The organism is Acinetobacter sp. TR3, assembly GCF_027105055.1.
Taxonomy (GTDB): Bacteria; Pseudomonadota; Gammaproteobacteria; order Pseudomonadales; family Moraxellaceae; genus Acinetobacter.
This window is the reverse complement of sequence record NZ_CP114264.1, coordinates 1759514-1778678: the sequence shown is the minus strand read 5'-3', so window position 1 is coordinate 1778678 and position 19165 is coordinate 1759514. Positions and strand designations below refer to the sequence as shown.

18 protein-coding genes and 1 pseudogene are annotated in these 19165 nt (G+C 38.4%); 13 read left to right on the top strand and 6 right to left on the bottom strand.

Going from position 1 to position 19165, the window contains the following annotated elements; translation table 11 throughout:
* Positions 1-40: 40 nt before the first annotated feature.
* The gene (locus O1449_RS08375) at positions 41-670 is read right to left on the bottom strand and encodes an alpha/beta hydrolase (protein ID WP_243484763.1); all 630 of its coding nucleotides are present in this window, start codon (positions 668-670) and stop codon (positions 41-43) included.
* Between the two features lie 124 nt (positions 671-794).
* Here O1449_RS08375 and yaaA point away from each other — a divergent pair, with 124 nt between their 5' ends.
* Genes yaaA through O1449_RS08355 form a run of 4 tightly spaced genes read left to right on the top strand, consistent with a single transcriptional unit; the run spans position 795 to position 2880 of the window.
* Entirely contained in the window at positions 795-1577 is a 783-nt protein-coding gene (yaaA, locus tag O1449_RS08370) for a peroxide stress protein YaaA (protein WP_269238031.1), read from the top strand.
* 21 nt (positions 1578-1598) lie between these two features.
* Positions 1599-1862 carry a hypothetical protein gene (locus O1449_RS08365; protein ID WP_269238030.1) on the top strand — a complete coding sequence of 88 codons (264 nt, stop codon included), beginning with the start codon at positions 1599-1601 and terminating at the stop codon, positions 1860-1862.
* 9 nt (positions 1863-1871) lie between these two features.
* Positions 1872-2495, top strand: a complete 624-nt coding sequence (locus tag O1449_RS08360; protein WP_269238029.1) for an HD domain-containing protein — start codon at positions 1872-1874, stop codon at positions 2493-2495.
* Entirely contained in the window at positions 2485-2880 is a 396-nt protein-coding gene (locus O1449_RS08355; RefSeq protein ID WP_269238028.1) for a hypothetical protein, read from the top strand. The genes O1449_RS08360 and O1449_RS08355 overlap by 11 nt, the downstream gene beginning before the upstream one ends.
* Positions 2881-3489: 609 nt before the next feature.
* Here O1449_RS08355 and O1449_RS08350 read toward each other — a convergent pair.
* From O1449_RS08350 to O1449_RS08330, 5 genes are all read right to left on the bottom strand, one after another.
* Positions 3490-3807 (bottom strand): ArsR/SmtB family transcription factor, encoded by a 318-nt coding sequence (locus O1449_RS08350; RefSeq protein WP_269238027.1) that lies wholly within the window; start codon positions 3805-3807, stop codon positions 3490-3492.
* A gap of 489 nt (positions 3808-4296) precedes the next feature.
* Positions 4297-4866 carry a TetR/AcrR family transcriptional regulator gene (locus O1449_RS08345; RefSeq protein ID WP_269230258.1) on the bottom strand — a complete coding sequence of 190 codons (570 nt, stop codon included), beginning with the start codon at positions 4864-4866 and terminating at the stop codon, positions 4297-4299.
* A gap of 346 nt (positions 4867-5212) precedes the next feature.
* Positions 5213-5719, bottom strand: coding sequence for a hypothetical protein (locus tag O1449_RS08340; RefSeq protein WP_269238026.1), 507 nt, complete (start codon positions 5717-5719; stop codon positions 5213-5215).
* Between the two features lie 33 nt (positions 5720-5752).
* A complete protein-coding gene (locus tag O1449_RS08335; protein ID WP_269238025.1) occupies positions 5753-6808 on the bottom strand; it encodes a linear amide C-N hydrolase in 1056 nt (351 codons plus the stop codon).
* A 197-nt stretch (positions 6809-7005) separates the two neighbouring features.
* Positions 7006-8166 carry a cupin domain-containing protein gene (locus O1449_RS08330; RefSeq protein WP_269238024.1) on the bottom strand — a complete coding sequence of 387 codons (1161 nt, stop codon included), beginning with the start codon at positions 8164-8166 and terminating at the stop codon, positions 7006-7008.
* A gap of 203 nt (positions 8167-8369) precedes the next feature.
* On the opposite strand from O1449_RS08330, the gene dnaX reads away from it, so the two are divergent.
* From dnaX to O1449_RS08285, 9 genes and pseudogenes are all read left to right on the top strand, one after another.
* Positions 8370-10376, top strand: coding sequence for a DNA polymerase III subunit gamma/tau (gene dnaX / locus O1449_RS08325; protein WP_269238023.1), 2007 nt, complete (start codon positions 8370-8372; stop codon positions 10374-10376).
* 110 nt (positions 10377-10486) lie between these two features.
* Positions 10487-11123, top strand: a pseudogene (locus O1449_RS08320) (vWA domain-containing protein).
* Between the two features lie 34 nt (positions 11124-11157).
* Entirely contained in the window at positions 11158-11799 is a 642-nt protein-coding gene (locus O1449_RS08315; protein WP_269238022.1) for a TerD family protein, read from the top strand.
* A 37-nt stretch (positions 11800-11836) separates the two neighbouring features.
* On the top strand, positions 11837-12472 hold the full coding sequence (locus tag O1449_RS08310) for a vWA domain-containing protein (RefSeq protein WP_269238021.1): 636 nt from the start codon (positions 11837-11839) through the stop codon (positions 12470-12472).
* Between the two features lie 34 nt (positions 12473-12506).
* Positions 12507-13565, top strand: coding sequence for a TerY-C metal binding domain-containing protein (locus tag O1449_RS08305; RefSeq protein ID WP_269238020.1), 1059 nt, complete (start codon positions 12507-12509; stop codon positions 13563-13565).
* A gap of 21 nt (positions 13566-13586) precedes the next feature.
* Positions 13587-15398, top strand: a complete 1812-nt coding sequence (locus O1449_RS08300) for a PP2C family serine/threonine-protein phosphatase (RefSeq protein ID WP_269238019.1) — start codon at positions 13587-13589, stop codon at positions 15396-15398.
* Entirely contained in the window at positions 15391-16923 is a 1533-nt protein-coding gene (locus tag O1449_RS08295) for a helix-hairpin-helix domain-containing protein (protein WP_269238018.1), read from the top strand. Before O1449_RS08300 ends, O1449_RS08295 begins: the two co-directional genes overlap by 8 nt.
* Positions 16920-17981, top strand: coding sequence for an ATP-grasp domain-containing protein (locus O1449_RS08290; RefSeq protein WP_269238017.1), 1062 nt, complete (start codon positions 16920-16922; stop codon positions 17979-17981). Before O1449_RS08295 ends, O1449_RS08290 begins: the two co-directional genes overlap by 4 nt.
* A gap of 54 nt (positions 17982-18035) precedes the next feature.
* Positions 18036-19154, top strand: a complete 1119-nt coding sequence (locus O1449_RS08285) for a phosphoribosyltransferase domain-containing protein (RefSeq protein WP_269238016.1) — start codon at positions 18036-18038, stop codon at positions 19152-19154.
* Positions 19155-19165: the final 11 nt, after the last annotated feature.

Sequence of the window (19165 nt, the reverse complement as noted above, 5' to 3'; positions counted from 1 at the left end):
TTCAAAAGGCGTATATTTTTTTAGTAATTTGTTGTTAAGTCTAAAGTTTTAAAAAACGAGTGATAATTTGACGCAACTGTTTTAGATAACCAGTAAAGAAATGATTGGCACCTGGCAGAATCGTGATTGGATGCTTTTGTGGTTTTGCCCACGCGATCATATCAGAGAGCAGGGTGATGTCATCTTGTTCGCCGTGTACGAATAAAATATCGCCATCAATTGCAGGGGTTTTATAATGACGTAAATCCACCACTGAGCCTGTTGGTAGACCGCAGAGCACTAATTGTTTGGGACGTAACTCTTCACTGAGTTGTGCTTGGCATTTAGCTAATACATGAGAACCGAAACTAAAACCACCAGCATAAAAAGTTAAACCAGCATGTTTTGCACGGGCATATTCAATCACAGCCATAATATCATCAGTTTCGCCATGACCTTGATCATGAACACCTTCACTGCCAGCCAAACCACGGAAGCTAGGGCGATAAACGACACAACCCATTTCATTAAAAATCTGAGCCAGTAAAACAGGGACTTTATGATGTGGTGTACCACCTTGCAAAGGATGTGGATGGCAGACGACAGCAAAACCTGTGATTTCACCTTGGGGTTGATCTACAAACATTTCAATTTGACCAACAGGACCTTGGATGAATACTTGCTCAGACATAAGATATGCAATGGATAATGGAAGAATCCACTATTTTACCGATAAAACTGAACGAGAACACGAATTGGCATTAAAAATTATCAACTGATATAGTTTCACCAAGATAAATTTATTCTGATTGATTATGCTTGCTTTAATTTCTCCAGCGAAAACACTAGATTATGAAACTGCTTTACCGACTGACACATATACACTGCCTCGTTTATTAGAGCAATCACAACAATTGATAGATGTATGTCGCAAACTTTCAGCAACAGAAATTGCATCGTTAATGACCGTGAGTGAAAAAATCGCCAATTTAAATGTAGAGCGTTTTCGTGATTGGAATGCGGAATTTGATTTTTCTAATGCACGCCAAGCTTTATTTGCATTTAAAGGTGACGTGTATACAGGTCTAGATGCTTATCACTTAAAAGATCATGATATTGATTTTGCCCAACAGCATTTGCGCATGTTGTCTGGTCTTTATGGTTTGTTACGCCCATTGGATTTGATGATGCCGTATCGTTTAGAAATGGGTACTAAATTAAAGAATAGCCGTGGAAATAATTTATATGAGTTTTGGGGCAGCATTATCACTGATCAAATTAACCAAGATTTAGCTGAAATTGATGCAAAATTATTGGTAAATTTAGCCTCTGACGAATATTATAAATCTGTGAATGAAAAGAAAATTCGGGCTGAAATTATCAAGCCTGTATTCTTGGATCAGAAGAACGGGAAATATAAAGTCATTAGTTTCTATGCGAAAAAAGCGCGTGGTCTAATGGCAAGATACTTGATTGAAAATAAATTAAGCCAAGTAGAACAATTAAAAGCATTTGATAGTGAAGGGTATTACTTTGATGCTGAAAGTTCATCGGATAAAGAGTTGGTCTTTAAGCGAGATGAACAGCACGCAGCTTAGATTTGCCTTGGGCAGGATGGGATGTTAGCCAAAGAACATTTGTTGAAAAATGCTATATCGCTTGATCAAGTCCGAATCAAAGGGCATCTGACAGAACCTCGGAGTTATGGCGTGTATGCACTGCCTTTAGATCGTGATGGTACTCGACGCTTTCGATTTGGTAATCACCCTGTGCGTCAGCAGGAACTAAAACATGAGTTTGGATCCTGCACTTTGTATCAGCTCTTTCTTGAGCGTAAGGATGCAGAGTCATTAGCAAAGTGGCTTAATAAGGAAATCCAATAAGGATGGGCGATGCAGCAATATTTAACTGTATTAGAAAAATCATGGTTTGAGCTGCATCATCACTACCATTTTTCTGAACCGCAGAAAGTTTTTAATAAGTTGATTGCTGCTTATAGTGAAAAGCAGCGGGCTTATCATACACTGCAACATTTGTATGAATGTTTGGTCCTGCTTAAATCGATTCAAGCTGATTTAATTGATGCACATGCAGTTGAGTTAGCACTTTGGTTTCATGATGCGGTTTATGATCCGCAAGTAAAAGATAATGAGTTAAAAAGTGCTGAATTATTTGAGCAGTATTTGATTCAAGATCTATCAATTGATATCGTTCAAAAGATAAAGCGATGGATTCTTGCCACACATAAGCACGCATTGACTGATGAGTTGGATTTACAATTTTTACTGGATATTGACTTAGCGATTCTAGCGGCTTCGCCAGAGCGTTTTGCGGAATATGAACAGCAGATTCAGCAGGAATATGCTTGGGTATATCCAGATATTTATTTGATTAAAAGAAAACAAGTTCTAGCGCATTTTTATCAGACTGAACCGCTGTATCAAACGGAATATTTTCAACAGAATTTCGAGCAAAGGTCGAAAGGGAATTTGAGGGGAATATTAGATGGAAAATAGTTTAAAGATTCCTAAGTTCCCTAACACTAATGCTAGGGTAGCATTAGGAAAGCGGTTGAACTTACCTTATCACGATAATATGCAAGATTGGGAATATGAAGTTGCTGACGCAGTTCTCATAGATGATTTTTTTAATGCTTACGATCTAAACGATATTACAGAAGATGAGCGATTTCTGTTGATTGAAATGCTTTTTCAGTCTTTTGAAGAAGTGAATGATTTAGAGAAAGACTTTCGTTGGCATCGGACACTATCTCTTGTTGAAAATAATCTTGATTTGCACACACAAACTGTTCTTTATTGGGCAAATGGCGTAGAGTCATTTGAGAATAGTTGGAGAATAACGCCTTTTATTAGAAAGCTGAGAGATCAATATCATTTATAGCGTATTGATATTTAGTGAAGTAAGTAAATTAAAGATTTAAGATTAGAGATAGCTAAGGGCTAAGGGAACGCTCAATATCATCCACGTGGTTGCTTGGATAGAATATGAAATCAGATTTTAGTTTCTACATTTCCAGATGAACGTATTTTTTAGTAGATGGTCGATTAAAGCTTTCAGAAACTACCTTAGAAGGAATTCAGCTAGAAATATTGGAGGGAACAGGGGGGAATATTTTAATTCACTTGTACTTTTCGCACTTGTTGAATTTTTTATGACTATATCGTAGCAAAGCATTTTCACGAATTTTTTTATATTTATAAAGCTTATATCCAACAAAAGCTTGTTATCTGGATCATATGATTGAAGCACAAGTGATTTCATGAATGTCAAAAAACAACATTAAATATCTGAAACCAGATGTTTTACAGAATCTTGCTTTATTCTCTAGAGAGAGTCTTGTTCATTTTGTCAATTTGGAGTCACGATAAAATTATGGTTGAACTAAAATGGGCTTTTGTAGTTGAATATTCTAAAGAATTCAAATACTGTTTTAAGTGCTGATGTTAGTTTCTGAAATCCTTTAGAATAGATTATAAATAAGAGATCGATTCAAGAACTTATATCTGGACAATAATTTTCATAAAGCGTTGTTAAAACAACCTGTAACTTAGGGTCACTAATTGAATAAAAGATTTGCTTTCCATCCCGACGTGTAGAAACTACATTACTTTTTCTTAACATCATAAGCTGCTGTGACAGGGTAGGTTGTAAGATATGGGTAGCTTCTTCAATTTGAGACACATTTAATTCTTGTTTGGCTAAATGACATAAAATAATTAAGCGATCTGTGTTTGCCAAAGACTTAAGTACATTGACAATAGAGCTTGCAGACTCTCTCATCACGTTGATCTCTATATCCTTTTGCATACTTTTCTCACTACATTCAAGCCGAACTTAGTATAAGGTGAGAAAAACATAAAAATGTATTAAAACTTGAAAAATACAATGGTTTTTTGTGAATATCTATATCAGTGAAACTTATATTTTTCATTCATAACTATTAGGCTTTAAAATTTGGTAGTTTAGATATTTTTAGCAATGTTAGAAACATTAGTAATTGTTAAAATTTTCTAAACAATAAAATTATGTAATTAATTTAATTAATAAATATAAAAATTTTAAAAATTTTCTTTGTGCTTGTAGGAAAAGCGTATATAATGAAAAACAAGACAGAATGATCTGTCTTCATAAGAAGGATCGGGATGTGCAATTTGTACGACCGCCAGAGGGTAATATTTTTATTATTCTTTTTACAACTCAGACGCAAGCGTGAGCCACAATAATAACTATAAATCACGCTTTATTTTTTATATTTTCAATTTCATATTATTTTTTTCACTCAGTTTTCTGAGAATTTTATGATGCCATTTGCTTTTCAAAATTAATTAAATGTTCTACGCGAGTCCAATACTCACTCATTTCAACAGAGTTTTTATTTACATGCGCTTGGATGGTCATTCCATCTAAAATACTTACGATTAATGTAGCCAAGTGTGTCGGGCTTCGAATATCTAAATGAGTCAGTAAGTTTTGGATCAAGGCTGTTAGCCATATTTTATATTGTATCGCAGGTTCAAGGGTTGAAGGGTAAATTTTAATCACTTCTTCAAGTGCTTTTTGGAACATACAGCCGTTAAAGTCTTCGCTTTGGAACCAAGCATTGTACCATTTGAATATCGATTCAATTTGCTCTAAATAATTTGATTGATCACATTGAGCTAATGTTTCATTCAATGAGGTTTGAAGGTTAATATTACGTTGAAGTAAACATTCCTCAATAAGCTTTTCCTTCGATGGGAAATATTTATAGAATGTCATTTTTGCAACGCCTGACTCACTAATAATTCGATCAACCCCAATCGAATTGTAGCTATGCGAGTTAAAAAGTTTTAATGCTGTGTTAATAATATCTTCTTTTTTTGACATACAAACCTCGAATTCGCTCTCTACTAATATGAGCTGAGCATTATTTGCATTCCATCATGCAATTTTGGCACGAATTTTACATGGTATTAAAGAAATATCATAGAAAAAAATAACATTATTTATTTAATTGATTCTTAAATTTACAGTTTATTAGTTATTTTTTAGTTAAATATATGAATTAATTAAACTAATTTAAATAAAACAGAGTAATTATAAGGTGATTTATAACTCTATAATATGAATTTAAACTAATTCACATTTATTTAAAATTATGATAATTGAATAATAAAAGTCAGTTATTAAATTTTTAAGATAAATAACTGACTTTTATATATTTTATTAAAAATTAGCTTCTTGCTAAAGTTTCAATTAAACGCACAAAATTTTGATAGAGCGTTGATTGTTGAGAGGGTGTATATACAGGGCGTTTAATTGTGCCTTTATTGGTTTGGATCATTAAATCGACATTTTCTGCATTTCTAAGTTCATTAAGAAATAAACTCGGGATAACAAAAGTATTTGATGAGCGTTTAGGAATGAGACGATTGATGTATTTCTGCTGGGTTTTTCCAACAGGTTCATAACTGAATAATTTATTATCAACGCTGAATGTCATACCTGTAATGTCATAATATTCATAAGTACTACTCAATGCCACATCAATTTGTAGGCGATCTTTTTGCTGCTTATCCCATTCCACGACAACATTTGGACAAAGTTCATTTGCCTTGCAACTTAATGAACCTGCTGTTGCGAGTTGACTTATATTTGTAGCATCTGATGTTGGATTTGTTAGGTTACTACAACCACTTATTGCGATACACAGGCTAAGACAAACAAGTACTTTTTTCATATTTAACTTCTCGAGTTTATTTCTATTCAGGTGTTAATGATGTAACTCTGGACCAAGAAATTCAAATGGTTTTGCAATTTTAAATTGATCAGTCGCATCGCCAGCAAAAGTATTTTGTTGGTCTTTACCAACATCTAATTTACGCGTGACACCATCTTTAAAGTTAATTTTCTTTAAGTCCACCCAGAAAACATTAGGAGATACAGCAGATTCAAAAAAGTAGAGTAGTTGTTTGTGATCTGCAACTGTCCGCCAACGTGTTGAAGAAATATTGGGCTCTTCCTCTGTATTTAAGCCAAAAGGAACCGATGCATTACGTATAACACTAAAGACAGAGGCAATCGCTTCTTTTGAATTATCATTTTTAGGGATAGCGTTGATATAAAATGATGCTCGGGCAAATCTATCGGATGCTCTATTCGTTCCTGGTAGCATTACAGTGCCACCAATTTGCTTCCAGTAGGTATTTAAAGCCAATTGTTGATCGAAGGTAGGGGAGTTGGTCATCACCTGATATTTCTTATTATGATGGATGACTTGTTTTCCATTAATGTATTCAATGATTGCACTATCACCAGTTTTGTCTGAAATTGATAAATGAAGTGTTGCTAGCCTTTGTTCATCAGGAACACTGTCTGTAATTAGTATAAATGGTTCTTTTTCTAAGGCTGTCACTGCTTCCGACACAGTTGCATAGTTATCAAGCACATATTGTGCCCAAGCAGAAATACTTAATTGTGGCTTATTTGATTGTTTTGCATTTGGATATTCTGATTCAACTAGCCATAACACATTTGCCATTAGACCAGCTTCATTCATGCCATCCGTGCTTGATATATCATAGCCTGAAGCGATGACACTGCCATATTTCGATTTCCATTTAAGTGATTTAGGACCTGCATTACTATCGCGATTTACACCACTCGGCATGATCCATAGGTTAGTTCCGACATCTACTTTCCAATCCATTGATCGTGCTGTAATGATGTGATTGTCATTGCCTAGATAAACTGCTCGAGTACAAGCTTGGGCTGTTTGAAGTACGAATGAAGATGCAATTAATGAACAAAATAGTGTTTTTTTAAACATATTGATTCTCCGTTATAGTAAAGAATAATTTAGATATAATTTATGTTTTAAGTTGTTATTAGTGAGTTTATGAAAAATATTATATTTTTCAATACTTAAAATGTAATCATTATAAAAAATTTTTAATTTTTTATGTCAAATTATAAAAGTAGAAATAGTCGAAACTACTTCTACTTTAATTAGAGGATGTATCAGGCTTAATGAGGTGGTAGCAACATAATAACTGCTTGATTCAGTAACAATACGATATCTTCTAAAATATCCGTATGATTAAATTCTTCATCAAATGCTAAGCTTGCACCATCTGCAATTTGTTTCAGTTGTGCTTGGAAAGATTGAGAAATACAGATATTTTCCCCATTTGCCCAAAAGTCTAATAATTGATTTTGTTGTCTATAGAGCAATCTTGATGCAGGTTCCAGAATAACTTGATAGCCGCCATTGATAACTTCAAGTAAATCATCTACCACAATTTCTTCTGGCTCAGGAATACTATTGGGATATTTAGACTCACTCATGTATGCCATGATCGCCGCATCAAATTCTGGTGCTTGGGTAAGATAATCAAGTAATTGAGTCTTGAGATAAGAAAACTCGGAATTATTTATCTCTCCAATAGCATTTGTTTTTATACGAGTAATATCCGCGAGAGGATTTGTTAAGACTGAGTTTTTTGCGAATTGTTCACTGAGTCGATCTGTCATTTCAGCTAAATTTGGCATACGGAAGCCAAAAGAGAAAGTTAAACAATCATCCTCAGCAACGCCATAATGAGCAAGACCAGGTGGTACATACAATAGATCGCCAGGTGCAAGTACCTCATCAAAATCTACATTGATTTGAGAAAGGAGTTTTAATGGTTGATCTGCAACAAACTCTGTTGATTCATCACACATTTGACCGAGTTGCCAACGGCGATGACCATGCCCTTGTACAAGGAATACATCATAGAAATCGAAGTGCTTACCAACAGAGCCACCTTTAGGTGCATAAGAGACCATGATGTCATCGCGGCGCCATTGAGGGATAAATGGAAATTTTTTCCAGAGCTCAGCAATATCAAAAGAATAATGGTCCACCGCTTGAACTAGGATCGTCCAAAGATTCGGTAACTTTTGGAAATCACCTTTAGTGAGTGGTGATGATTTTACATGCCATTCATTTGGATTTTTATTTTTTTGACGAATCAAGCGAGCACTGACATCTTCTTCTAGCGCCAGTTCTTTGACATCCTCAGGTTCTAATAAACCCATAATTTCAGGCATTGCATTGCGAACTAACAATGGTTTTTTTTGCCAATATTCATTCAGGAATTGTTCTGCGGTAATACCGCCGAGTACCGCTAAGGATTCAGACATGTCAAATAGACCAGCAACTTAAAAATTATGGTGTATTCTCTATTGAGTTGAATATCGGTGCAAGTCTTGTGATGATTGTAAGTAAATCTATAAGAAATTCGGTTTAAAAGCTCCAGAAAGTATTTAATCTTGATCAATTAGAAATGGACTCGTTCACAGCCTTTCAAAAAAACAGTATGCTTAAGATGCAGAAAGGAGCATACATGTATCAAGTACTGGCAAGAAAATACCGTCCTCGTAATTTCAATGAGTTAGTTGGGCAAAACCATGTTTCTCGTGCTTTAACCAGCGCATTAGAACGTGGGCGTTTGCATCATGCTTATTTGTTTACAGGAACGCGCGGTGTCGGTAAAACCACGATTGCCCGTATTTTAGCCAAATGTTTGAACTGCGAGACAGGCGTGACGTCAACGCCGTGTGAAGTTTGTGCAACCTGTAAAGCGGTCAATGAAGGTCGTTTTATTGATTTAATTGAAATCGATGCAGCATCACGGACCAAGGTTGAAGATACTCGCGAGTTACTTGACAATGTACCTTATGCGCCGACGCAGGGTCGCTTCAAAGTTTACCTGATCGATGAAGTGCATATGCTTTCAACGCATTCGTTCAATGCCTTGCTCAAGACACTGGAAGAACCACCTGAGCATGTGAAGTTCCTCTTTGCAACGACAGATCCACAAAAATTACCAATTACTGTCATCTCGCGCTGTTTGCAATTTACCTTGCGTCCTTTGGCTGTCGATGAAATCACAGAGCATTTGACAGCGATTTTAAATAAAGAGCATATCGAAGCCGATCAAGATGCAATTTGGCAAATTGCAGAATCTGCACAAGGATCATTACGTGATGCATTGTCTTTAACAGACCAAGCAATTGCCTATGGTCAAGGTGCAGTCCATCATCAAGATGTTAAAGATATGCTCGGTTTGATTGACCGAACCATTATTTATGATTTGATTTTGGCAATCCATCAAAATCAGCAAGCAAGAGTAAGTCAGTTACTTCTACAATTCAGACAGCAAGCTTTAGATGTGTCGTTAGTTTTAGACCAATTGGTTTCTACCTTGCATGAATTGGCATTACTGCAATATTTGCCTGATCTTGCTTTGAAATATAGTGAAGAAATTAATCAGAAAATTTTGCAACTGTCTAAACTCATTTCTGCTCAAGATTTGCAGTTGTATTATCAAATTGCATGTAAAGGTCGCGCTGAGTTGCAACTTGCGGTGACGCAAGAGCAAGGCTTTGAAATGACGGTGTTGCGTTTACTTGCGTTTAGACCGTTGACTTTGAATGAAGTCATGGTTACGGCAACGCCTGTTACGCAAATTACAGCGCCTGAAGCGCAGCAGCCAGTACAAGATTTAAGGATAGAAAATCAGCTTGCAGTTCAACAAGAAACGGTTAGCGTTGAACCTGAACCTGAACCTGAACCTGAACCTGAACCTGAACCTGAACCTGAACCTGAACCTGAACCTGAACCTGAACCTGTTGCGCAAAATCCAGATAGCAGCTTAATAGTTTTTGATGCAGAAGATGGGCAGTTGATTGGATTGGATATATCAGCGCAACAACACACGATTCAGTCGAATATCGTTGAAGTGGATGATGTATTGGTTTTTCCTGTTGAGCAAAATCCTCAAGTACAGCTAGAGCAACCTCAAGCTGAACAGGCACTTGATCTCATCGCAGAGCAAGTGCTTGAAGCTGTTGTTTCGGAACCGATTGTTGTCGCACACAAACCAGTAGCACCTGTAAGACAACAGAAAGATCACAGACAAACTGATCTGACGCCTCAAGATATTTTAAAATTGCGTGAGCAGGTTTTGGAAGGTGAGTGGAATTTGGAGAAGTGGGAATACTGGTTTAGAACCAGCCAGCTTTCACCTGCTGTACAAGAGTTAGCCCAACATGGTGTGATGCAAGGACAGATCAACGGTACTTCTATTTTCCATATTCCTCAAGAATATGAAGGTATGTTGTCGCAATTGCAGCATGGCTTAGAAGATGCATTAAAAGAACAATGGCCACAAACGTTGTTCAGTGTGCAATATGGTGCTGTGAATTCTAATACGCCTTTAATAATACAGAATGAACGTAAAGAAAGAGCTTATCGTCGTGCAGTCGAGCTATTAAACCAAGAGCCGACAATTAAGAATTTGGTTGATACTTTTGATGCAGAATTGGTCAATATTCAGCTCAAACCTTAGGTGGAATAGACAGAAGAGTATTTATTTTTTTACTTTGTAATGATTTACATAGGTCAACAGTGTAATCTATGTTTAAAATTTAAATCATAACAAAATAAGGGTAAAAAATAATGCGTCGTTTACCAGTTTATTTATTACTTGATACCTTAGGCTCTATGCACGGTGAGCCTATAGAAGCCGTAAAAAATGGGGTGCAAATTTTACTTTCGACTTTACGTCAAGATCCTTATGCGCTGGAAACGGCCTATTTATCTTTAATCAGTTTCGACAGCCAAGCCAAACAGTTAGTGCCTTTAACTGAATTGGCTGTTATCCAAGCGCCAGATTTGCAGGTCACAAAAACCACAGCCTTGGGCAATGCTTTAGCGCTATTAGCCGTTAAAATTGAACAAGAAGTGGCAAAAACCACAGCAGAGGTCAAAGGTGACTGGAAACCATTGATTTTCATTATGACTGATGGTGTGCCAACAGATGATTGGCGTAAAGTTGCAACGTTTACAACAAGTCAAAACAGGGGTAATCGTGGCCTGCGCAGCGGGACATGGCGCTGATACTTCAGTTTTAAAACAAATCACAGAAGTTGTTGTTGAATTGGCAACGGCAGATTCAAATACGATTAAAGCATTCTTTAAATGGGTTTCTGCCAGTATTTCAACCGGCAGCCAGAAAGTGGATGCAGGACAAAAAGAAGTCACAGGCTTGGGCGATTTGCCACCTCCACCGCCTGAAGTCAACATCGTACTATAAAAGCAAATTAAAGATTAAATAAGAGGGTAAAACTATGGCTGTGAGTTTAAATAAAGGTCAAGGCATAAGTTTAAATAAAACTGAAAATAATTTGTCTCAAGTAACGATTGGTTTAGGTTGGGATATTCAGGAACAGAAAAAAGGCTTTCTTGGCGGATTATTTGGTGGCAATAGCGCTGAATATGATCTGGATGTGATTGCCTTTCTGGTTGGGAGTAATGGCAAGGTTAATAATCTGGGGCGAGATGCGCAGGGGAATGTCACCTTAGAAAATAGTGATGTTATCTTTTTTAATAATCAAAAACATTCTTCAGGGCATATTTGGTTAACAGGTGATAACCGTACAGGTGCGGGTGATGGCGATGATGAACAAATTATCGTGAAGCTCAATGACCTGAATCAACAATACCAAAAAGTGGTTTTTGTGGTGCAAATCTATAAAGCCGCAGAAAATAACCAACATTTTGGTCAAGTCAAAAATGCATTTATCCGTGCAGTAGATACCACGGGCAAGGAAATGGTTCGTTTCGATTTGTCGGGCATGGGACAATATGATCAACAGCGTTCATTACTGTTTGCTGAACTTGTCCGTGAATCGGCAGGATGGAAATTTAATGCAGTCGGACAGGCTTCCCAATCTGATTCATTTGTGGAATGGTTAAAACAATACGCTTAAAAATTTGATTTTCGGCTAAAGAAAGGTTTAGAACAACATGCGCCGTTTACCCGTTTATATTTTATTAGATACCTCTGGATCAATGCGAGGTGAGCCAATTCATTCGGTGAACGTCGGCTTGCAGTCCATGTTGAGTGCATTACGGCAAGATCCTTATGCATTGGAGAGTGTGCATTTAAGTATTATTACCTTTGATCTGGAAGCGAAGGTTTATTTGCCTTTAACGCCTTTGGATCAAGTGCAACTTGCCGATATCGATGTTCCAAGTGCAGGCGCAACTTTTATGGGAGCTGCGTTAGAATTACTGGCAGAACAAGTGAGTCAGCAATTACAGAAAAGCACTGATGAGGTCAAAGGGGATTGGCGTCCGCTATTATTTGTGATGACTGACGGCTCACCTTCAGATGTCTATGCTTACCAGCAAGCGATTCCTGTCATAAAACAGTTAAACTTTGCCAGTATCGTTGCCTGTGCCGCTGGGCCAAAAGCCAAACAGGAACATCTCCTACAACTGACCGATAAAGTCGTGGTATTGGATACTATGGATGCGGCCTCTTTTGCAGGATTCTTTAAGTGGGTGTCTGCCAGTGTCGTGGTGGGAAGCAGTAGTGTGGGGATTTCAGGCTCTGTTTCATTGCCGCCACCGCCACCCGAAGTGCAATTGGTGTTGTAAATAAAATAAAGAATATATTAAGGATAATCAGAAGATGCGCCGTTTACCTGTTTTTTTCGTATTGGATTGTTCTGAGTCGATGGCGGGGAAAAATATTCAACAGATGCAACAAGGCATCCAGTTGATTATGCAGCAATTACGTCAAGATCCATATGCCTTGGAAACCGTGTATGTTTCTGTTATTGCCTTTGCAGGGATTGTCCGAACCTTAGTTCCGTTAGTGGAAGTATTTGCTTATTATCCTGCGAAATTACCTTTGGGTGGCGGAACACATTTAGGCAAAGCCTTAGAACATTTGATGAATGAATTTGATCGTCATTTGATTAAAACAACAGAAGAAACCAAAGGAGATTGGAAGCCAATCGTATATTTGTTTACAGATGGCCGTCCGACCGATGAATGTAAAGATGCGATATATCGCTGGCAAAAGAAATATGCACGACGCTGTACGCTGATTGCCTTAGGAATGGGTAAAAACGTCGATTATGCAACGCTCAAGCAATTAACAGAACACTGTATTGCTTTTGATGAGTTGAATGAACAAGACTTTAAAAAGTTTTTCCAGTGGATTAGTGCTTCTGTGGTTGCACAAAGTAAAAGTATTGGGGATGGGCAGCAGCAAGATCATTTACCGCCAATTGATGAGCGCTATATGCGTCTGGTCAAGGATTTGCTAGCCAAGAAAACCTTGGTAGATGAAAACTGTGTCACTTTTGTTGGGCGCTGTGGCAAGCTGAATCGACCCTATTTAATGAAATTTGAACGTGAAATTCAGTATCAAGCGCCCCAAGATCTAAATATCAACCTGAATTTATATCATTTTCAATTGACTGAATGCTGCAAAATTGATGAGGACTATTTCACTTGGTCTGATCAAACCCAGCATCAGCAGCAGGTCAATACCACGCTGTTACAAGGCACCCCAGAGTGTCCACATTGTTTGGCTGAAACGGCTTTTGCGATGTGTGGTTGTGGCCAATTGATGTGTTATGACGGTTTTAGCGAGGACGTGACTTGCCCATGGTGCCGTCGCCAAGTCAGTTTTGGATATGGTGGAATGGACGGCTTCGATGTGCAACGAGGACGTGGTTAAAAATTGGATCTAGGAAAAGCCATGTCGCAAACATTAACTCCTGACGTTCAGACTGCCTTTTTGAATACATTGGAGCAGTTATTACAAGATCAAACTCAACAGAACCCTCTGTTACTGGATGGCGATTCTGTTGATCAATTACTGAAAAATAAAAAAATTTATAATGCCTATCATGATTTGGCTGAACAGATTTATGAGCTAATGGGCTTTCAATTAGAACAGTCAACAGCGTTTCAGCATTCTTTATTACAGAGCATCTTGGAGCAGGGACGCTTGCCGGTTTACATCTCTAAAGCTGAAAATATCAATAGCGCTGAATCAAACCAACCGCTATTCGATCATACCCAAATGGCACTGACTCCAATCACTGAGGCTGATGCATTGGAGTCAATTGATCAACTTGATTTTCTAGATGAGCTTTACTTGTCTCATCCAGTTGATGCAGAAACTGAAGCGTCTCTTATAAATGATCGCTCCACTGTGATGTCACTTCCGACAACCTCGTTATTGTCAGTTAATTCGACCGCAAATATCGACTCAAATAAGATAGACCACAATCAGAATAATGCCTCAGGAAAACAAAATCATGAGGTGAAAATGGTGAAAAAAATGCCTCATTTTCAGATACCCAATGCACGTGTTGGGCAAGACTATCAAGCGCGTATTCAAATGCAATATCCGATCAAAGGGGACGTGCTGATTTGTTCTGAATCAATCAAGATTCCAGAAGACTTAGGCATCGTATTTGATGATCAAGCTCAACAATTACAGGGTATTCCGTTGCAAGCAGGTGAATTTAAACTGGCATTTCAGTATAAAAATAACGAAGCCACACAAGCATGGTCTTCGGGTGAAGTGACCTTTATTATTACTGCTGATCCACGTAGTTTGTGGCAAGTTAATGAACCTGATATCAATGCGCCTTATCAGAAAGCACATAGTGACCATCAACTGATTCAGACTGAGTATTTTAACCTCGCGGCCTGTAGCCAGCGTGGACGCTCACATGAACATGCGGGGACGTTCCGCGACGATGACTTTCTGATTGCTCGTGTAGCTGAGACCGATTGGTCGATATTAATTGTTGCGGACGGTGCTGGCAGTGCCAGTTACTCTCGACAAGGCTCTTTACTTGCGGTGCAAAGCACAGCCAAAACGTTGACAGATTACCTCGAACAGCATCATCCACATCTGGATCGCTTATTGCAGCAATGGCAAGTTGGCAGTGATGATGAAATAACCAGGTCTGTTGCACAGCAGATTTATAAAGATTTTCACGATACCTTCTATAAAACAGCCCAAGTGGCGATTGAAGCCATTGAGCAGGAAGCCGAGTTAAAGCAGGTTGCAGCCAAGGCTTATGCCACGACTTTGTTGGTGGCTGTGGTTAAACAATGTGAGCAAAAAACTTTTATTAGTACCTTCTGGATGGGCGATGGTGCGATCGCTGTATATGCCAAAGATAAAGTGCGCTTAATGGGTAAACCTGATGGTGGAGAGTTTGCTGGGCAAACCCGTTTCTTAGATCGCAGTTTTGCACAACAGTTTGGTAGTCGCGTCAATATTGGCTATTACGGTGATTGTGAAGCTGTGATTTTAATGACAGATGGTATTTCCGATCCGCGTTTTGAAACGGATGCTGGGCTTGCGAACCACGAAAAATGGCAGGCATTATGGCAAGAACTTGAACCACAGTTACAGCAGACACACCCAGATCAAGCTTTATTGGAATGGTCAAAGTTCTTTAGTGCTGGACATCATGATGATCGTACTTTGGCGATTTTATGGAATAAGCCTGTGAGTGTGGATGTGGAGGGTCTTGCCCATGACTAAGATTATCCAGTGTCAAACTTTAGATGGTCGGCCAGTTGCATTCGTTGATGAAGTCATTGGCTCAGGAGCAATGAAAGATGTCTATTTTTCTCCTGATAAATCTTATGTAGTGTGTTTTTTTACGAAAGAGAAAAACAGTTTTTATCAATCACAAGCAGAATTAGAGCGCCAAAAAGATCGTTTAAAAGAAATTGTCGGCAATAAATGGCAAGGAATTTTTAATAGTGCTGGTGGTGATTATTGGAAGAATGTGTTTTGTTGGCCTGATGGTCTAGTGGAATATAATGGTTTGCTTGGAATCACAGCTCCGACCTATCAACAGGCATTTTTCTTTGAATATGGTTCTAAAAATAATGACTTTTTAGGTATCAAGGGTAAGGAAAAAGAAGGGAAATGGTTTGCCAGTGCTAATAACCAAAATCGCTTCCTTGACGAACGAGAAAAAGGTACATGGCTGAATTATTTAAAAATTTGTATTTTAATTGCCCGTGCTGTGCGTCGTATGCATGCAGCAGGTTTGGCGCATTCAGATTTATCCTACAAGAATATTTTGATTGATCCTGTAACTGGCCGTGCCTGTGTAATTGATGTTGATGGTTTGGTCGTGCCTGGAAAATATCCACCTGATGTGGTCGGAACGCCTGATTTTATTGCACCTGAAGTGGTGAAAACCAATCATTTAAAAAGAGATGACCTACAGCGGAATCTTCCGAATATCATGACTGATCGCCATGCTTTGGCAGTATTGATCTATATGTATTTGCTGTATCGGCATCCATTGCGTGGTGGGTTAGTGCATGATCTCAATGATCCTCAACGAGATGAAAATCTCGCAATGGGTGAACAAGCTTTATTTATTGAACATCCAACGGATCATCGTAATCGAGTCAAAGTAAGTCAAGTTCGTCCGAGTGCTTTACCTTGGGCTGATCCAGAAAAAATTCCTTTTGATGTGACAGGTCCTTATTTAAAAGAACTGTTTTTACAAAGCTTTGTGACAGGTTTGCACCAACCACAACAGCGACCTTCTGCCAATGATTGGGAAACTGCTTTGGTTAAAACTGTGGATTTGATTCAGCCATGCTTAAATAGTGATTGTGGTCAAAAATGGTATATATTTGATAATACAACAAAACCAGAATGTCCATTTTGTGGCACAGCCTTTAAAGGCAAGCTACCTGTACTGAACCTCTATTCGGCACGGCAAGAAGGCAGTTTTAGACCCGATAATCATCGTTTAATGGTTTGGACTGGACAATCGCTTTACCCGTGGCATGCCAATAATCTGATTGCGCCGAATGAGCGTCTGACTGCTGAGCAAACTAAACGTGTGGGTTATTTTATTTTTCATCAAGGGCAATGGTGGTTGGTCAATGAAAATTTACCTGATTTGATGGATGTAGCAACGAAGACAGTCGTGCCGATTGGTACAAAAATTGAATTAACAGATGGCAAGCAAATTTTATTATCCCGTCAGGATGGCGGGCGTTTAGTGGTGGTTCAGATGGTAGTGTGTTCTTCATGATAAAGTTAAATTTAAATGCTCCACAAATTGATGAAACAAAGGTTATTTCTCCGCATTCAATTGGAATTTGGTTTACACAAGCGCATTCTTGTCAAAGAGATTTGGTCTTAGCTGCAAAGCAGATGCGTTCAGATTTTCCGATTCATATCATCGCATCTCATCAGGATTTGCGCCCTGAAATTACATCTGCTGCGGATATCGCCTTACAAGAGCCTATTCTGTCAGAACGAGTAGAATGGGTGTTAGAGCAAGCACAGCGCTTACAGGTTAAATTGATTGTTGCTGGACGATTTGGACGTATTTATTTAGAGCAAAAGCATCGTTTTGATGCGCTTGGTATTCGTCTAATGGCAGGCTGTGATACCGCAGAAAATGTAGGGCAGCTACATGATAAATCAGCATTTACACAAATTTGTACAGAGCATGATATTCCTGTTGTGCCTGCAACGACTGTTGAAACAGCGGATCAATTACAAACTGCTTATGATGAATGGTCAGCGCAAGGTGATGTCTGTGTAAAGCCTGTGACAGGGGTATTTGCTTCTGGATTTTGGCGTTTAGACCCAAATGCTACACCGTTCGATATGTTTCATAACAGCCAAAATTTTAAAGCTCATCCACAGACCTTTATTGAAAGTTATCGTCAGCTTACACAAACCCCTGCCTATTTGGTGATGCCATTTTTATCTGGGCATGAATGTTCTGTTGATATGTTCTGTGTTCATGGTGAAGTGCGTTATGCCGTGGCTCGTTATAAACATCGTGGTGATTATCAAACCTTAACCTTAGATGATCCTGCAATTGATCTTGGGCGACGCGTAGCACGTTTATTTCATTGTGATGGTTTAGTGAATATGCAGGCGCGTTATAACCATGTCGGTGAACTCTATATTTTAGAAGTCAATCCACGACCTTCAGGTGGAATTAGTCATACCTTCCATAGTGGTGTTAATTTAGTGGTTGCTCTTATTTCAGAGTTTCTTGAGCATGAGTACCAAGCGGAAGTTTTGTCTAGCAATATAACAGTTCGAAATATTAGTCAAAGTCTGCAAGTTTAACTTCCAGATTTGATCACTAAATATACTTTTTACTGATTTGAATGATAAAAATTTATGATTAAGATTGAATTGCAGCGCGGCACATTAACCTTACAGCCTAGCAAAGATAATGTATGGCAATGGCAAGATTTATTAGGTTTTGCCGAACGTATTAACCCAAAACGTGCTTTTTTATTTGTATCAAAAGTATTGGGGCGGCATATTCCAGTGAGTCCTGTGATTATTCGCCAAGCTTTTACTGATTTAGCACAACAAGTTCCTGCAAATTTACCTGAACCTGTTTTGGTGATTGGGATGGCAGAAACCGCCGTTGGTTTGGGAGCAGGTGTGCATCAGGTGTTACAACGACAGTATCCTGATGCTTTGTATGTCACAACGACTCGACATCCTGTGGCAGACGCGCCATTACTCGTTCGTTTTTTAGAAGAACACAGTCATGCGCAAGATCAACTGTTATATAGCTCTGCTGATCCAGAAATTCATGCTCAGATCTTAGCGAGTAAAAGTATTGTTATGGTTGATGATGAAGCTTCGACAGGGAAAACCTTTATTAATCTGATCTCAGCTTTGCAGAATGCAGGTTTAAATGAGATTTCGCATGTGGTGACTGCAACTTTAGCGGATTGGTCATCAGGGATTCATATTTCAGGTCTAGAGTGTCAATCTGTGGCGTTGATGACAGGCACATGGCAATGGCAAGATGCTGAAAATCCTAAAAAAATTGAGATGCCAAAAGTCGATACGATTGCATTTGGTGAATTTGAAGCTTTAGCGCAACCGACATGGGGACGCTTACCCGTAAAGGATACAACTGCACATATTCGACTCTCTGCTCAAGCACAAGAAAGAATCTTGGTTTTAGGCAGTGGTGAATATGTTTGGTCTTCTTTTTTATTGGCGGAACATTTACAGCAACAAGGTGCAGATGTGAAATTCAGTGCGATTACACGTTCTCCTATCGCAGAGGGACATGCGATTCAGTCGGGATTGGCATTTTCAGATAACTATGGTCTAGGTATTCAAAATTTTGTCTATAATATCAATCCAGTAGCGTATGATCGTATCCTTATTACGGTTGAAACGACGAAAGATTCAGTGGCGACCGAATTATTAGCTGCGTTACCAAATGCCGAAGTAATTAGTGCTGTAGATTACCCTCACCATATTTCTTAATTGTATGTTTT